The organism is Paenibacillus sp. IITD108, assembly GCF_036541265.1.
GTDB lineage: Bacteria > Bacillota > Bacilli > Paenibacillales > Paenibacillaceae > Pristimantibacillus.
This window is the reverse complement of the sequence record NZ_JAZHCT010000041.1, coordinates 13,564-28,351: the sequence shown is the minus strand read 5'-3', so window position 1 is coordinate 28,351 and position 14,788 is coordinate 13,564. Positions and strand designations below refer to the sequence as shown.

General features: G+C 43.7%; 12 protein-coding genes. 8 read left to right on the top strand and 4 right to left on the bottom strand.

What is annotated here, in order from left to right:
- Positions 1 to 100: 100 nt before the first annotated feature.
- The 7 genes from V1L65_RS24915 (at position 101) to V1L65_RS24885 (ending at position 7,291) form a co-directional block, all read left to right on the top strand.
- Positions 101 to 1,861, top strand: a complete 1,761-nt coding sequence (locus V1L65_RS24915) for a tetratricopeptide repeat protein (RefSeq protein WP_331701987.1) — start codon at positions 101 to 103, stop codon at positions 1,859 to 1,861.
- Between the two features lie 35 nt (positions 1,862 to 1,896).
- Positions 1,897 to 2,817 carry a thioredoxin-disulfide reductase gene (gene trxB, locus V1L65_RS24910; protein ID WP_331701986.1) on the top strand — a complete coding sequence of 307 codons (921 nt, stop codon included), beginning with the start codon at positions 1,897 to 1,899 and terminating at the stop codon, positions 2,815 to 2,817.
- A gap of 316 nt (positions 2,818 to 3,133) precedes the next feature.
- A complete protein-coding gene (locus tag V1L65_RS24905) occupies positions 3,134 to 4,084 on the top strand; it encodes an ROK family glucokinase (RefSeq protein WP_331701985.1) in 951 nt (316 codons plus the stop codon).
- Between the two features lie 12 nt (positions 4,085 to 4,096).
- Positions 4,097 to 4,984 (top strand): RNase adapter RapZ, encoded by an 888-nt coding sequence (gene rapZ, locus V1L65_RS24900; protein ID WP_331701984.1) that lies wholly within the window; start codon positions 4,097 to 4,099, stop codon positions 4,982 to 4,984.
- A gap of 33 nt (positions 4,985 to 5,017) precedes the next feature.
- Entirely contained in the window at positions 5,018 to 5,983 is a 966-nt protein-coding gene (locus V1L65_RS24895) for a gluconeogenesis factor YvcK family protein (RefSeq protein WP_331701983.1), read from the top strand.
- 6 nt (positions 5,984 to 5,989) lie between these two features.
- Positions 5,990 to 6,919, top strand: a complete 930-nt coding sequence (gene whiA, locus V1L65_RS24890) for a DNA-binding protein WhiA (RefSeq protein WP_331701982.1) — start codon at positions 5,990 to 5,992, stop codon at positions 6,917 to 6,919.
- 102 nt (positions 6,920 to 7,021) lie between these two features.
- Positions 7,022 to 7,291 carry an HPr family phosphocarrier protein gene (locus V1L65_RS24885; protein WP_028609180.1) on the top strand — a complete coding sequence of 90 codons (270 nt, stop codon included), beginning with the start codon at positions 7,022 to 7,024 and terminating at the stop codon, positions 7,289 to 7,291.
- Positions 7,292 to 7,453: 162 nt separating this feature from the next.
- Here V1L65_RS24885 and V1L65_RS24880 read toward each other — a convergent pair whose 3' ends face one another.
- From V1L65_RS24880 to V1L65_RS24865, 4 genes are all read right to left on the bottom strand, one after another.
- Entirely contained in the window at positions 7,454 to 8,368 is a 915-nt protein-coding gene (locus V1L65_RS24880) for an L-lactate dehydrogenase (protein ID WP_331701981.1), read from the bottom strand.
- Entirely contained in the window at positions 8,355 to 9,167 is an 813-nt protein-coding gene (locus V1L65_RS24875) for a formate/nitrite transporter family protein (RefSeq protein WP_331701980.1), read from the bottom strand. The genes V1L65_RS24880 and V1L65_RS24875 overlap by 14 nt, the downstream gene beginning before the upstream one ends.
- A gap of 1,419 nt (positions 9,168 to 10,586) precedes the next feature.
- Positions 10,587 to 11,168: an ATP-dependent Clp endopeptidase proteolytic subunit ClpP gene (clpP, locus tag V1L65_RS24870; RefSeq protein ID WP_331701979.1), complete on the bottom strand. Its 582-nt coding sequence runs from the start codon at positions 11,166 to 11,168 to the stop codon at positions 10,587 to 10,589.
- 238 nt (positions 11,169 to 11,406) lie between these two features.
- Complete coding sequence (locus V1L65_RS24865; protein ID WP_331701978.1) at positions 11,407 to 13,647, bottom strand: helix-turn-helix domain-containing protein; 2,241 nt, start codon at positions 13,645 to 13,647, stop codon at positions 11,407 to 11,409.
- A 226-nt stretch (positions 13,648 to 13,873) separates the two neighbouring features.
- Between V1L65_RS24865 and V1L65_RS24860 the strand changes: the two genes are divergently transcribed.
- Positions 13,874 to 14,782: an ABC transporter permease gene (locus V1L65_RS24860; protein ID WP_331701977.1), complete on the top strand. Its 909-nt coding sequence runs from the start codon at positions 13,874 to 13,876 to the stop codon at positions 14,780 to 14,782.
- The last annotated feature ends 6 nt before the right edge of the window (positions 14,783 to 14,788 follow it).

Below are 14,788 nucleotides of genomic sequence, written 5' to 3'. Positions count from 1 at the left end.
ACGCTGAAGGCGTTTCTGCTTTCCATAAGGAATAGCATGCTAGGATAGACTGCGCTATGGTATAATCGAATCAAGCGCAATGAGGGAGGTGCCTAAAGTCTTGGCAAGAAAAAATCACGTTGCGATAAGTAAGAAAACGAATGTTATCCCGGTAAATTGGGACGCTACGTTTTTTTTTGAAAGGGCAGTTCGCTCACTTGATCGATTTCACTATGAAAAAGCGCTGAAATATTTTCGGCGTGCGGTAGAATATGAACCAAATAATCCTGTAAACCACTGCAATATGGCTGGTATTCTTTCCGAAATGGGCAATTACAAGGAATCAAATGAAATCTTGGATTGGATTATGGAGGAGCTTGATCCTTCTATGACCGAATGCCACTTCTACATGGCTAATAATTATGCCAATATGGAGATGTTCGAGCAGGCGGAATCAGCATTAATTGATTATTTGCAAGAGGATGACGAAGGGCATTATTTGGATGAAGCAGAGGAAATGATGGAGCTTCTTCATTATGAGCTGGAGCGTCCAACCAAGCTTAAGAAGATCAAATCACGAGCCGGCATGGTAGAGCATGATCAAGCGCGCATGCTGCTTGAGGAAGGCAGATTCAACGAAGCTGTTCGTATGTTGGAAGATATTGTGGCAGCACAGCCGGATTTTTTTGCAGCCCGCAATAATTTGGCGCTTGCCTATTACTATATGGGGTTATTTGATAAGGCTTTGGATAGCGTCCATGAAGTGCTCTCTATGGATGCCGGCAATTTGCATGCCTTATGCAATCTATCGATTTTTTACCAGCATGACGGCGATGAAGAGCAATTAAAGCCGCTCGTGTCATTATTGATAAAAACAGAGCCTTTCCATGAGGAGCATGTGTTTAAACTGGCTACAACGATGGGCATCTTAGGAGAGCATAGTGCTGCTTACCGTCATTTTACCCGTCTGCTCAAAAAACATGAGCTGGGCCAGGATCCATGTCTATATCATTATGCGGCTGTTGCCGCCTGCAATATTGGACGCTTTAACGAAGCAGAGCGATTGTGGAAGCAGACCAGAAAGCTGGATCCAGCTTCGACGATTCCGCACTATTTCATGGAGCAGCTTGAGCTCGTTAAGCAAGGCAAGCTTTCCGCCCCGCTTAGCTATCATTACCATTTGCCATTCGAAGAGCAGTTCAAGCTTTGGGAAAAGTCGTCGGAAGGCATTCCCGATCATATGAAGAGTGATCCATTGGTTCGATCGTCCTTTTTCTGGGCATTGCGGAACGGGGATATGAATACGAAGCTGCAGGTTATTCAAGCCTTTGGGATGATTGGCGATGAGGAAGTCAAGGATGTACTGCGCTCATTTCTGGCAGAGCCTGACGAGGATGACTATTTGAAAAAAATAGCGATTTTTGTCTTAAGGACGCTAGGCGTTCAGGAACAGATCAAAGTGGTGCTTGACGGCAAGGAAACGGTTGTCGGCCCTAACCGTATCCCGTCCCAGCTCCCTATTTGGGAAGAGCAGTGGGAGAAGGTAGCGCAGACCGCTATTCACCACATGAGCAAGCATTATGATCTTATGCAGCAGCATGATATGATGACATTATGGACTGAGTTTTTGTCTCGGCTTTACCCGGATATTCCAAAGCTTTCGAAGCTTGAGAGCTGGGCGGCAGCACTTGAGTATTTAACGGCCAAAATGCACCGCAAGGCGATTTCCTATCACGAGGTATCCATGCGATATGGTGTCTCTATATCAACGATTAGCCGCTATGTTAAGCTGATTGATGAGACGGTTGGCATTAAAGAAAAGATGAAGTCGATAAGCTCGGTATTTGCCTCTCATGAGCTTGCTCAGGATGAGGAACAATAAATCTGCTTTCCAGAATAAGTATTGAGGTGAACGATATGTACAAATCGATTATTGTTGGAACAGGTCCAGCGGGACTAACGGCTGCAATTTACCTAGCTCGTGCAAATATGAATCCTCTAATTATAGAAGGTCCTGAGCCAGGCGGACAATTGACAACGACGACTGATGTAGAAAACTTTCCAGGTTTTCCGGATGGTATTCTAGGACCTGAATTAATGGCTAATATGCGCAAGCAAGCGGAACGCTTTGGCGCTACATTTATAACGGGCTGGGTAAACAGTGTTGACCTGTCGGAGCGTCCATTCAAGCTGCAAGTAGAAGGCAAGGGCGAAATCGTGGGCGAATCGCTTATTATTTCGACTGGAGCATCGGCCAAATATTTGGGCATACCTGGTGAGAAGGATAACGTAGGTAAAGGTGTAAGCACTTGTGCAACATGCGACGGCTTCTTCTTCCGCGGCAAAAAAATCGTTGTTATCGGCGGAGGAGACTCTGCTATGGAGGAAGCTAACTTCTTGACACGCTTTGCTTCTAATGTAGAAATTGTAAACCGCCGTGACGAGCTGCGTGCTTCCAAAATAATGCAGGACCGCGCTCGCGCAAATGAAAAGATCAGCTGGAGCCTTAACCGTACTCCGCTTGAAGTCGTGGCGACGGGTATGGGCGTGACAGGGTTGAAAGTGCGCAATAATGCTACTGGCGAGGATGAGCTTATAGAGACAGACGGCGTATTTGTGGCTATCGGCCACACGCCTAATACGAAATTCCTAGCGGGGCAAATTGATACGGACGAAGTTGGCTATATCCAAGTGAAGCCAGGCTCCTCTGAGACGAATGTGCCAGGCGTGTTCGCTTGCGGCGACGTTCAAGACAACAAGTATCGTCAGGCTATAACAGCGGCGGGCAGCGGATGTATGGCTGCACTCGATTGCGAAAGATATTTGGAAAGCCTATAATAACGACACTTTTATGTATCACTGGAACAAAGCTATGCCTGCTAAGCTTGATTGGTGGAAGGCATAGCTTTTTTTCAAAAATTGGAAAGGATAAGTTTTCACCTTATACCTATTCCTATTTTTCACCGAGAAACGGCACATTCTTAGCCAAGGAAGCGCAGCGCTTCTTCTTGAAAATAAGCATTGCAGGAAGCTGATGCAAAGCTGTGCAAAGCTCCCTTGCTTGGCACTGCAGGCCGGTTGTCTTGACCGATGGAAGCGCAACGCTTATAGTTGGAACAGAGAACTTTAACTTTATTAATGAGGTGGATAAGTAATGTCTGAAAAGATTTACGTTGGAGTCGATGTCGGCGGTACTTCGATTAAAGTAGGTGTTTGCGATGGAGAAGGCCAATTGCTGCATACTTATGAAGGACCGACAGAAACGAGTAAAGGAACGGACACTATCCTACATAATATTGCCAATTATTCGAGACTAGTTGTACAGGAAGCTAATCTTGATTGGGAGCTAGTTGATGGAGTAGGTGTTGGGATTGCTGGTTTTCTAGACATTCCAAACGGGATTGTGAAATATTCAGCTAATCTGAACATCGTGGATACAAATTTAAAGCAATTTTTGGAGCAGGAGCTGCAAAAAGTAATTAAAATTAATAATGACGCCAACGTGGCTGCGCTTGGCGAGGCATGGGCAGGAGCTGGCAAAGGCGTAAACCACTGCGTATGCTATACGCTTGGTACTGGTGTAGGCGGCGGCATTATTATTGACGGCAAGATTGTTGAGGGCTATAACGGAATGGCCGGTGAGCTTGGACATATCGCCATTGTTCCGGATCTGGAAGCCATTCAATGCGGCTGCGGCAAGATGGGCTGCCTGGAGTCCGTTTCTTCAGCGACCGGAATTATACGTATGGCTAAGGATGCTGTAGAGCGCGGCGACCGGACATCTTTGTCGCAAGTGGAAGAGATTATGGCTAAGGATGTTTTTGATGCTGCCAAAGCAGGAGATGAGGTGGCGGCTCGCATCGTCAGCCGCGCGGCTTACTATTTGGGCAAGTCGATGGCCATGATGTCGATCGTGCTGAATCCGCAATATTTCATTATTGGCGGCGGTGTATCGAAGGCAGGGGATTTCCTGTTTGACCAAATACGCGAGGTATACGAAAAATATGCGCTTGATCAAGCTAAGGAAGGCGTAAGCATCGTACCGGCAGTACTAGGAAACAATGCAGGGGTCGTTGGTGCAGCAGGTCTTATTTTAAGAGGATAGTAGGTGTGATTCATGGAAACGGCAGCAACTTTGGCAAAGCTTGTAATCATTACAGGAATGTCCGGGGCGGGCAAGACGATTGCTGTCCAAAGCCTTGAAGATTTAGGGTTTTTCTGTGTGGACAATTTACCGCCTGTGCTAATTCCGAAGTTTGCGGAATTAATTGAGCAGTCTAATGGTAAAATAGGTAAAGTAGCACTTGTTATTGATTTACGGGGCCGGGAGTTTTTTACCGCTCTTTCGGAATCGCTTGCTTATATAAAGGATCATAATACAATCAGCTGCGAAATATTGTTTCTTGATGCTACCGACGAAGTGCTTGTGCAGCGCTACAAGGAAAGCCGTCGCCGCCATCCGCTTGCACAGGACGGCATGCCGCTTGACGGTATAAAGCATGAACGCCGCATGCTTGAGGATTTGAAGGGCTCTGCCTCTCAGGTCATTGATACGAGCAAGCTGAAGCCTTTGCAGCTAAAGGAACGCATAATTGCCAGATTTACAAATATGGAGCACAGCAGCCTGTCGGTTAACGTCACCTCCTTTGGCTTTAAATATGGGATGCCGATAGATGCGGACTTAATATTTGATGTACGATTTTTGCCTAACCCTCATTACGTTGAGCAGCTTCGACCAAATACGGGCCAGCATCCTGACGTCTATGACTATGTGATGAAATGGCCGGAGACGCAGCAGTTTTTAGCTAAGCTCATTGATATGCTTCAGTTTCTAATTCCTTTATATCGCAAGGAAGGCAAGAGCCAGGTTGTGATAGGTATTGGATGTACTGGCGGCAAGCATCGATCAGTAGCGATCGCTGAATACTTGGGGCGCATCCTTGGGAGCAGTGATACTGAACGTGTGCGTGTCAGCCATCGCGACAGCGAGCGCGATAAGCATTAATGAGGGGAGGCTATTAGCATTAGAGAGCAAATCATGGAGCGTCCCAAAATTGTCGTCATCGGCGGAGGCACAGGACTATCCGTTATGCTGCGCGGCCTGAAAGAGAAACCGCTTGATATAACGGCTGTCGTCACGGTTGCTGATGATGGCGGAAGCTCAGGAATTCTGCGCAATGAGCTGCAAATACCGCCGCCAGGCGATATCCGCAACGTGCTTATGGCGCTTGCGGATACAGAACCTTTGCTAACGGAAGTGTTACAGTATCGCTTTCAGAATGGCACGGGTCTTGCAGGACATAGCCTGGGCAACCTGATGCTGGCGGCCATGACCGATATCGCGGGAGATTTCGTAACGGGCGTACGGGAGCTTAGCCGGGTTTTGGCGGTAAGAGGCCGGGTGCTGCCGGCTGCGGCCAGCGCGATTGTATTGAAGGCGGAGATGGCTGACGGAACGATTATAACGGGCGAGTCAAATATCCCAAAAGCCGGGCAAGCGATCAAGCGTGTTTTCCTGGAGCCGGAAAATGTAGAAGCATTGCCGGAAGCGGTAGAAGCGATCGTACAGGCGGATGCTATTTTAATAGGCCCAGGGAGCTTATACACGAGTATTATCCCGAATTTGATTGTGCCGAGCCTGGCTCAGGCAATTGTCGAATCTGAGGCTGTCAAGCTGTTCGTATGCAATGTTATGACTCAGCCGGGTGAGACCGATAATTATACGGTAAGCAATCATTTGGACGCTATACATGCTCATATCGGGCATCATTTGTTTGATTATGTTATTGTAAATGATGGAGAAATTCCACCGCAGGTAGAGAGCAAGTATGCTGAAAAAGGAGCACGAGCTGTCCATCTGGATATGGATGAGGTTACTCGCAGAGGCTATAAGGTAATTGCAGACCGTTTAGTTTTGTTCCGCACCTTCCTAAGGCATGATGCCGAGAGGCTAAGCCATCATATCTATAAGCTGGTGGAAAACTGGATGTTGAGAAAGAGGTGATGAACGATGTCTTTTGCGGCCCAGACAAAAAAAGAGCTGACCATGATTGAATCAGATAGCTGCTGCGAGCGCGCAGAGCTTTCAGCGCTAATCAGAATGAATGGATCAGTCAGCGTCTCCAGCCGTAAAGTCGTTCTTGACATCTCTACAGAAAATGCTGCGATTGCACGCAGAATATATACACTGCTGAAGAAGCATTTTGATGTGCATGTAGAGCTGCTTGTTCGCAAAAAAATGCGATTGAAAAAAAATAATGTATATATTGTACGTATTCCTGTCAAAGTACAAGAAATCTTGAAGGATTTGCATATCGTTTCGGAAGGATTTCTATTTAATCCCGGTATTGATGAAGAAATGCTGCGCAAGCCTTGCTGCAAGCGTTCATACTTGCGGGGGGCGTTTCTTGCAGGAGGTTCCGTTAATAACCCGGAGGGCTCATCGTATCATTTGGAAATATCGTCGATGTATGCAGAGCATTGCGCTTCGCTTGTTGATTTGGCCAACACGTTTAATCTGAATGCAAGATGCATCGAACGCAAAAAAGGCTTCGTCTTTTACATCAAGGAAGGCGAGAAAATTATCGAGCTGCTTAATATTATCGGCGCGCACCAAGCGTTGTTCAAATTTGAGGATGTACGCATTATGCGGGATATGCGCAATTCTGTCAATCGCATCGTAAATTGCGAAACAGCTAATTTGAATAAGACGATCGGTGCGGCTGTACGGCAGATTGACAATATTAAGCTTCTGCAAAAAGAGATTGGATTGGATAGCTTGCCGGAGAAGCTGCGAGAGGTTGCAGAAATTCGGCTGCAGCACCCCGATTTGAATTTGACAGAGGTTGGAGAGCTGCTGAAAGTTAAGGTGAGCAAGTCCGGCGTGAATCACAGATTGCGCAAAATTGACGAGCTTGCCGAAAAAATAAGAGGCAGTTGAATTTTGCCTAGTGCAACGGCATGTAAAATGTTATAATAATGAATATGTGACTTTTTGTGATGATGCTATGTGAAATAGTAAAATAGAGGGGGTTATGATTCCATGACAAGGCTTCCAGTTGTTGTTCGTCTAAAGACGGGACTTCATGCAAGGCCAGCAGCGTTATTCGTACAAGAAGCGAATAAATTTTCCTCCGAGGTTTTCGTAGAAAAAGACGATAAAAAAGTGAATGCTAAATCTATTATGGGTATTATGAGCCTTGCGATAAGCTCAGGTACTGAAGTATCCATAAGTGCAGAAGGTTCGGACGCAGAACAGGCTGTAAACGCTTTAGTCGCTCTTGTAAGCAAAGAAGAGCTCGAGAACCAATAATAACTATCTGCAGCTTTCGAGGGCTGCAGGCAGGGGATGGAAGGGTCTCGCGAAGGGTTGTAACTCGCGAGGACAGCTTCCTTTTTTTGCGTTCAAATTTATAATAACCTGGATATAAAAAAAGCAGCTGACTAGTTGTCAACTGCTGTACTTAATTATATCCTACATCTCTATACTTTTAATAATTTCTTTAAGCTTGTCTGCTGATTTATGGAAGAGCTGCTGTTCGTGCTCGGTTAGTTTAATTTCCAGAGCCTTGCGGATGCCGCTGCGGTCTACGACACATGGAACACCAAGATAAACGTCTGAGACGCCATAGTAGCTGTCCAGCAGGGTAGATACGTTAAGCACCGCACCTTCATCCTGCAGAATAGCTGTACAAATCCGATCCAGCGCGAGTGCGATCGCGTAATAGGTTGCTCCTTTGGCTTCGATAATTTCGTAGGCTGCATCTCTTGTTTGGACGAACAGTTCTTCTTTTACCTCATTGCTAAGCTCAATGGCTGTTCCGGCCAGATTGGCCAGACTCCAAACCGGCAGCTCTGAATCTCCGTGCTCGCCTATAATGTGAGCGTGAACGCTGCGCGGATCAATATGCAAATGCTGGCCTATTAGGTAGCGGAAGCGAGCGCTGTCAAGCAATGTGCCTGAGCCGATGACGCGGTGCGCCGGCCAGTTCGATTTTTTCAATGAAAAGTAGCTCATAATATCAACCGGGTTGGAAGCAATTAGCAGAATGCCATCTTGATTATAAGGCAGTATTTGTTCGATAATGCTGTCAAATATGCTGACATTTCGTTTCAGAAGATCGATCCTCGTCTCGCCCTGCCTTTGAGCGGCGCCTGCCGTAATAATGATTATATCTGCACCAGCACAGTCCTTATATGTACCGGCCCACACTTTAGCCCCTCCAACAAAAGGCATGCCATGGTTCATATCGAGCGCATCGCCAGCCGCTTTGCCTGCATTGGAATCAATTAGCACCAATTCGTCCATGCGATTGCGCAGCAATAAAGTATATGCGGTAGTCGAGCCTACAGCCCCTGTCCCGATAACAACGATTCTAGTTTTTTTCATCTTGCTCCTCCACCTTTTCCATTTCTTTTAAATAAGGTTTATTGACATAGTAGTACATCCAGCCCATCAGCAGGCCGCCGCCGATAATATTGCCGATAGTGACAGGTATGAGATTATGCAGCGCACCTTGAATCGATATTGTACCCGGCTGGTTTAATACAAAAGCGATGGCAAACGTACACATATTGGCGATACTGTGCTCGTAGCCCGATATGAAGAAGCAAAATACGAACAGCATCATCGCGAACATTTTTGGTCCGTCACCCTTCAGCCCCATCGGGATAAAGAAGGCAAGACATACGAGCCAATTACATAATATACCACGGAAGAACAACTCGCTAGTAGAAGCATTGGTTTTATTGCTTACGACATCCAGCAGAAAGCCGTTGACGGTCGGCGAGTCGAACAAACCCGTCGTCCATATGAGAAAAGCGAATACTAGTGCGCCGAGTAAATTACCTGAATAGTTAATTACCCATAATTTGATTGTCTCAAGCCATGAAATTTTTTTGCGCAGCGATGTGTAGGTGTAATAAAACGTATTGCCTGTAAACAAATCGCCGCCGCCGTACGTTATCAGAATAATGGCAGCTCCAAATGTCAGCGCCGCCATTGGATAGGTTAAAGGGGATCCGACGTTATAAAAGAAGCTGCCTGATTTGAAGGCTACGATAACGCCAAAACCGATAAACATACTGGCAAGCATGGAACGGGCGATGTAATGAAGCTTATTGTGCTTATATACGTTCCATTTTTTGATGGCGAGCTGTTCTACTTTCTCTAATGGAACGATTTCCATAAGCTCACCTCCTTGAGCATATTAGCAGTTCTATAACGGTGCCTGTAATGCGGTGTCTGTAGTGCATCTGGCAGCCGTCATGATCTGTATTGCAAGCATAGCATCGTCATATTGAAGCAGAAGTGATAAAAATCACAAATTATAAGCATCAGTGAGGATGCTGTGCTGTAAAACAATTTTATACGAGATGGCACGCAGTGCATTCATGCCTTAGAATGAAGCGTCTTATTGAAGGATAGAACCATGCATACGTCACGCCTATGGCTGTTGGAGTAGATAGATATTTGAAACTTGAGTAGCAGTTGATTAGATAGATACCCGACTTGATTGGGAGTTGGAGTAGATCGATACTGATGGGTAGTTGGAGTAGGTCGATACCGACTTGATGGGTAGTTGGAGTAGGTCGATACCCGACTTGATGGGTAGTTGGAGTACGATACCGATTTGATGGGTAGTTGCGGTAGATTGATACTGATTTGATTGGTAGTTGCGGTAGAATGATACCGATTTGATAGTCCATTGGAGGAGGTTACCTTCTTATTAGTCAGAGAGCTTATGTAGTTGAAGAGAATATGTATGTTTTCCAAACTAGCTGTATTCCATCGGGTTGTTGAAAAAACTCAAAAAATACTTGCAGTAACGGCAAACTCAGTCTTGTTGAACAAGTACTCATTTGCCTGTATCCGCCTCATTAGTCTACATCCAATTTACTAAATCTAAATGTATTTCCTGTACTTAGTTTAATGAAATTTGGCTTTTTTGAGATTCTAAGGGGAAATACTACATCTAGTTTGGCGTATTTCACAATATATAGGGAAATTCAACGAAACTAGATGCATGAAATACATTTAGAAATGTTTATTCGGTAATAAAGAAGAAACTAGATGCACAAAATGTACTTAGCTTCCACTCACATAGCTTCCACGCCGAAATGACTCGAAGAAAATAATTGTACAAACAATTGCACCCGAAACATCATACAGTAGCGGTTGGCGTTACCTGAAAACGGTGCTCTCCCTGAAATTGGCCAATCGTATATGAAATTTCATGCAGAATAACCGAAATGACTCGAAAAACGCAAATGTATATGAAATATCATACAGAAATGGTTAAGGTTATCTGAAAGTGGCCAATTGTATATGAATTTTCATACAGAATACACAAAAACGACTCGAAAAATGCAAATGTATATGAAATATCATACAGAAATGGTCAAGATTATCTGAAAGTGGCCAATTGTATATGAATTTTCATACAGAATACGAAAAAATGACTCGAAAAACACAATTGTATATGAAAATTCATACAGAATAGGTACGCGCCACCTCTTACACATAAAAATAGCCCGAATCAGGCTCCCATCGGAAAGCATGATCCGGGCTATTTTGCAGCTGCTTGATGTAAGTTACAGCTCTTCGCTTAAACCTTTTCGATAACTTTATCAATCAGGCCGTAATCCAGCGCTTCTTGAGCACTCATGAAATAGTCGCGATCTGTATCCTGCTCGATGCGGCTAAGAGGCTGGCCGCTGCGCTCTGCCAAAATGTTGTTGAGCTTGTCGCGCATTTTGAGAATGCGTCTTGCACGGATTTCAATATCGCTTGCCTGTCCTTCAGCGCCGCCGAGCGGCTGGTGAATCATGACCTCGCTGTTTGGCAGCGCGAAGCGCTTGCCTTTAGCTCCGGCAGTAAGCAGGAATGCGCCCATTGAAGCAGCCATGCCAACACAAATGGTCGATACGTCAGGCTTGATGAACTGCATAGTGTCGTAGATCGCCATACCAGCTGTTATTGAACCGCCAGGGCTATTAATATATAGCGAAATATCCTTTTCAGAATCCTCTGCTGCGAGGAATAGCAGCTGAGCAATAATAGAGTTAGCAACTACATCGTTCACGCCAGAGCCAAGGAAAATAATACGATCCTTCAGCAAACGGGAGTATATATCATATGATCGCTCACCTCGATTGCTTTGCTCGATAACCATAGGTACAAAATTCATATTAACAACTCCTCCTTCATTCAGTTGAACAATTAAATAACGTAATCATATAATAACGGATTGAAAAGTAAAAGTCAAAGATGGTCAAGGAATTCGATAAATGCGCTTTTAACCTTTTAATATATAAGACTTTATAAGTTTTCACTGCAAACTTTTTCTTATATTTCGCGTAGAAACCGTATGTCCTTTAAGGATGACTGTGTCGATATTTCTTGATTATAAGCTTAAGCTTATTGCTTTAACGGAAAGGCTGAAGTTTAATCTGTTTGCGATAATCGCCCGGTGTCAGGCCGGTAACTTTTTTGAACATACGGATAAAAGATGTAACGTTGCGGTAGCCAATTCGTATTCCTACATCTTGAACACTAAGGCTGGTAGATTCGAGCAATTCCTTGGCTTTACGAATTCGCACATTGTTTAGATGCTCGCTGAAGTTAATACCTGTTTTTTCTTTCATCAAAATAGACAAATAATTGCTTGAGATATTTAATGATTCTGCTACCGAATCCAATGAAATATCCTCTGCATAGCTTGCCTCCATAATGTCGGCCGCACGATTCGCCAAATCGTTTTGCTCATTTTTTACAGAGCGGATTAAGGAAGTGACTCGGACAATGTGCGGTTCCATCCTATGACTTATTTCTTCGATGGTGAAACATTCCTCGGTCTCCTTTAAATCTATCCGGAGCTCGGCCAAGTTTATTTTTTGATCAAATGTAGCAGTTTGCTGGAATATCCTCTCCAATATGGATTTGGCGAACTTTCTGATATTGTCAGCGCTCTCTTCCTTTTGATGCAAATATCGCAACATTTGGTTCAGCGATTCTTTAGATTCGAGTATATTACCTTCGCGCAAGTTAAGATCAAATTCTTTTTCTTTTTCTAATACATAGGCATGATTAACTAGCGGACGGAGATCAGAAATAAATTGAGTTTCCGACAGCAGCTTGGCCTGACCCGCTTTCTCCAGCACTTCATTATAAGCTTTGCTGAATTCTGCGGCGGACGCGTAGATAGAGCTCATAGCTATAGAGATAAGGTAATACTGTGAATCTCCGTCCCACACTTTCTTCAAGGGAAGCATCGTTTCTTGTAAAGTGTCTATCGGTTTGTCGTCAAAAATTATCGATAATATTTGATTGCTTTCAATTTGAAAGGTATGTGAACCCGGAAAACTGTCACTCATCACCAAATTTATGTATTCCCTTAAGTAGTAAGACACATCGTCAAGAGAAATATTGAGCTCCTTTAACGAAGCATGCCGGAATTGTAAATGAAAAAGAATAATTCGAAATTTTCGGTTGGCTAGAATGAAATCCTGCAAATCGCTTAAGTCCGATCGGATCATTTTCAATTTATTCATATATCCGTAATTAGTCAGCAGCGACTTTTTATTGATCAGCTCGGTTTGAATATCGTTTCTTTCTTTAATCAGGGAATGAATTTTGTCATGGATCAAATTAAATTCGCTAATTGTACTTCCGAGTCCCTTCAGCTTTGAGTGCTGGACTGCTGTGATGATTTGCTTAACTGGACGGTAAAGCCTTCTACTGAAAAAATGGGAGCAGACAATCCCGGCTCCAATTGACAGACCAAGAGCCAGCAGTAAGTTGAGGTTAAATTTCTTCATTTGTGCAGATACGATTGATGTAGGCATCTTAACGATGTATGATAATGCGCTTTCATTTCCTTTTTGTGAGAAATAGTAATATTGGCCTTGCTCTACTTCTCCATCCGCTTCTTCAAATTTATTTAGCACGGACTCGGGAAAATCACTTGTTGTTTGAAAGAGAGGTTGTTTATTTTTATCCATTATCATAAATTCGACATCAGGCAAGTTGTGAAATGCTTGCAGCATTCGATCTGTATCGAGTAACGCGATAATTTGATATTTGGGTGTTTCCTTAATGGAAATAGGCAAAAGACTTCTAATAGAGCCAGGAATAATTGAAAATTCGCTACTGGGATGCAAGCGATAGGTATAGCCTTCAACAAATTGCCCCTGCCAAAAGCTATAAGAATAGATGGAGCTTTTATAATCGCTCAAAAATAACGTCTCCGCATTGGACCTGCCCCCTTTATCCAAAACAATGGAAGATTGATTGAAATAAATAAGTATATTGTCCAAATACAATGCGCGATCAGAAACATGATTTTCGATTTCGTTAATGATTTGCCCTTCTTTCATATAGTCAATCCGATCCATCCTTTGCAAGGCTAGCTTGACATTGGCAGCTGCCACTTTAGGGTCGTAATAAAGACTGTAAAGATTGCTTTTTACGGATGTAAACACCCTCTCGTATTCCTTGACAGTATTCTGCAGCAGCAGACGGTTGTATTTGATCAATTCACCCTTGGTATCATTTTTTAATATAGAAAATGAAATCCAGTGGAGTGAAGACAGCAATATGATGACAGCGAGAAATCCGGCAAATATTTGGATGAACAAAGAATTTCTAGTCTTAATGCGAGTGGACAATTGAACAACACCCTCGAAAGTTTTTTTCTATTGTATCATGTGAAATTGAAAGCAACAGCAGTCTTTCAAGTGAAACGATAAAAATAGGTTGCCTTTTTTCTCTATAGTTATCATTTTTTTGACTAACTGATAAAAGTGTTAATAAATGAGTGAAAGGTAAATAGGCTTAAGTTTCTGCTCGATATATAATCGCCCTGAAGCCAGTAGAAGGGGGTGAAGATTGGAGTTGAAAAATTTATTGAAAAGAAAGGTTCGCAGAAATCTTGATTTATATTTGCTGATTTTGCCAGTACTCGTTTATTTTATTATTTTCGAATATTATCCGATGTATGGTGTCCAAATAGCCTTCAAGGATTTTATTGCGACCAAAGGAATTGGCGGTAGTCCATGGGTCGGTTGGAAGCACTTTGTGCGTTTTTATGAAAGCTATTATTTCTGGAGGTTGATCAAGAATACTTTGGGGATCGGCTTGTACGAGCTTGTTGTTGGTTTCCCCGTCCCTATTTTGTTAGCGTTAATGATTAATGAGGTACGCTCCAGATTATTTAAAAGAGTAGTTCAGACGGTTACTTACGCCCCACATTTTTTATCCACTGTTGTTATTGTGGGAATGCTGTTTTTATTTCTGTCCCCACAAAGCGGGCTCGTTAATCAGCTGCTGCAATGGTTTGGCTTCGAGCCAATAAAGTTCATGACTTCACCGGGATGGTTCAAAAGTGTTTATGTCATCTCAGGAGTATGGCAGCAAATGGGCTGGAGCTCAATTATTTATTTAGCAGCATTGTCGGGTGTTGACCCCCAGCTTCATGATGCGGCTAAAGTAGATGGAGCAGGTCGTCTTCGTAGAGTATGGAGTATTAATCTCCCTGTTATCGCGCCAACAATCATTATATTGCTTATTCTAAATGTTGGTAGAATTCTAAGTGTCGGGTTCGAGAAAGTGTTTCTCATGCAGAACTCGCTGAATGCGGAAGCTTCAGCTGTGATTGCAACCCATGTCTATCAAGCGGGGATTATCGGGGCTCAATACAGCTATTCTGCAGCCGTAGGCTTGTTCAACGCAGTAATAAATTTCCTTATGCTGATTGTGGTCAATTCCATAGCGCGCAAGGTTAATGACACTAGTTTGTGGTAAGGAGGC

Bases quoted from the DNA above. Each gene is read 5' to 3' on its own strand.
- trxB (WP_331701986.1), top strand. From the start codon at position 1,897: ATGTACAAATCGATTATTGTTGGAACAGGTCCAGCGGGACTAACGGCT.
- V1L65_RS24905 (WP_331701985.1), top strand. From the start codon at position 3,134: ATGTCTGAAAAGATTTACGTTGGAGTCGATGTCGGCGGTACTTCGATT.
- rapZ (WP_331701984.1), top strand. From the start codon at position 4,097: ATGGAAACGGCAGCAACTTTGGCAAAGCTTGTAATCATTACAGGAATG.
- V1L65_RS24895 (WP_331701983.1), top strand. From the start codon at position 5,018: ATGGAGCGTCCCAAAATTGTCGTCATCGGCGGAGGCACAGGACTATCC.
- whiA (WP_331701982.1), top strand. From the start codon at position 5,990: ATGTCTTTTGCGGCCCAGACAAAAAAAGAGCTGACCATGATTGAATCA.
- V1L65_RS24885 (WP_028609180.1), top strand. From the start codon at position 7,022: ATGACAAGGCTTCCAGTTGTTGTTCGTCTAAAGACGGGACTTCATGCA.
- V1L65_RS24880 (WP_331701981.1), bottom strand. From the start codon at position 8,368: ATGAAAAAAACTAGAATCGTTGTTATCGGGACAGGGGCTGTAGGCTCG.
- V1L65_RS24875 (WP_331701980.1), bottom strand. From the start codon at position 9,167: ATGGAAATCGTTCCATTAGAGAAAGTAGAACAGCTCGCCATCAAAAAA.
- clpP (WP_331701979.1), bottom strand. From the start codon at position 11,168: ATGAATTTTGTACCTATGGTTATCGAGCAAAGCAATCGAGGTGAGCGA.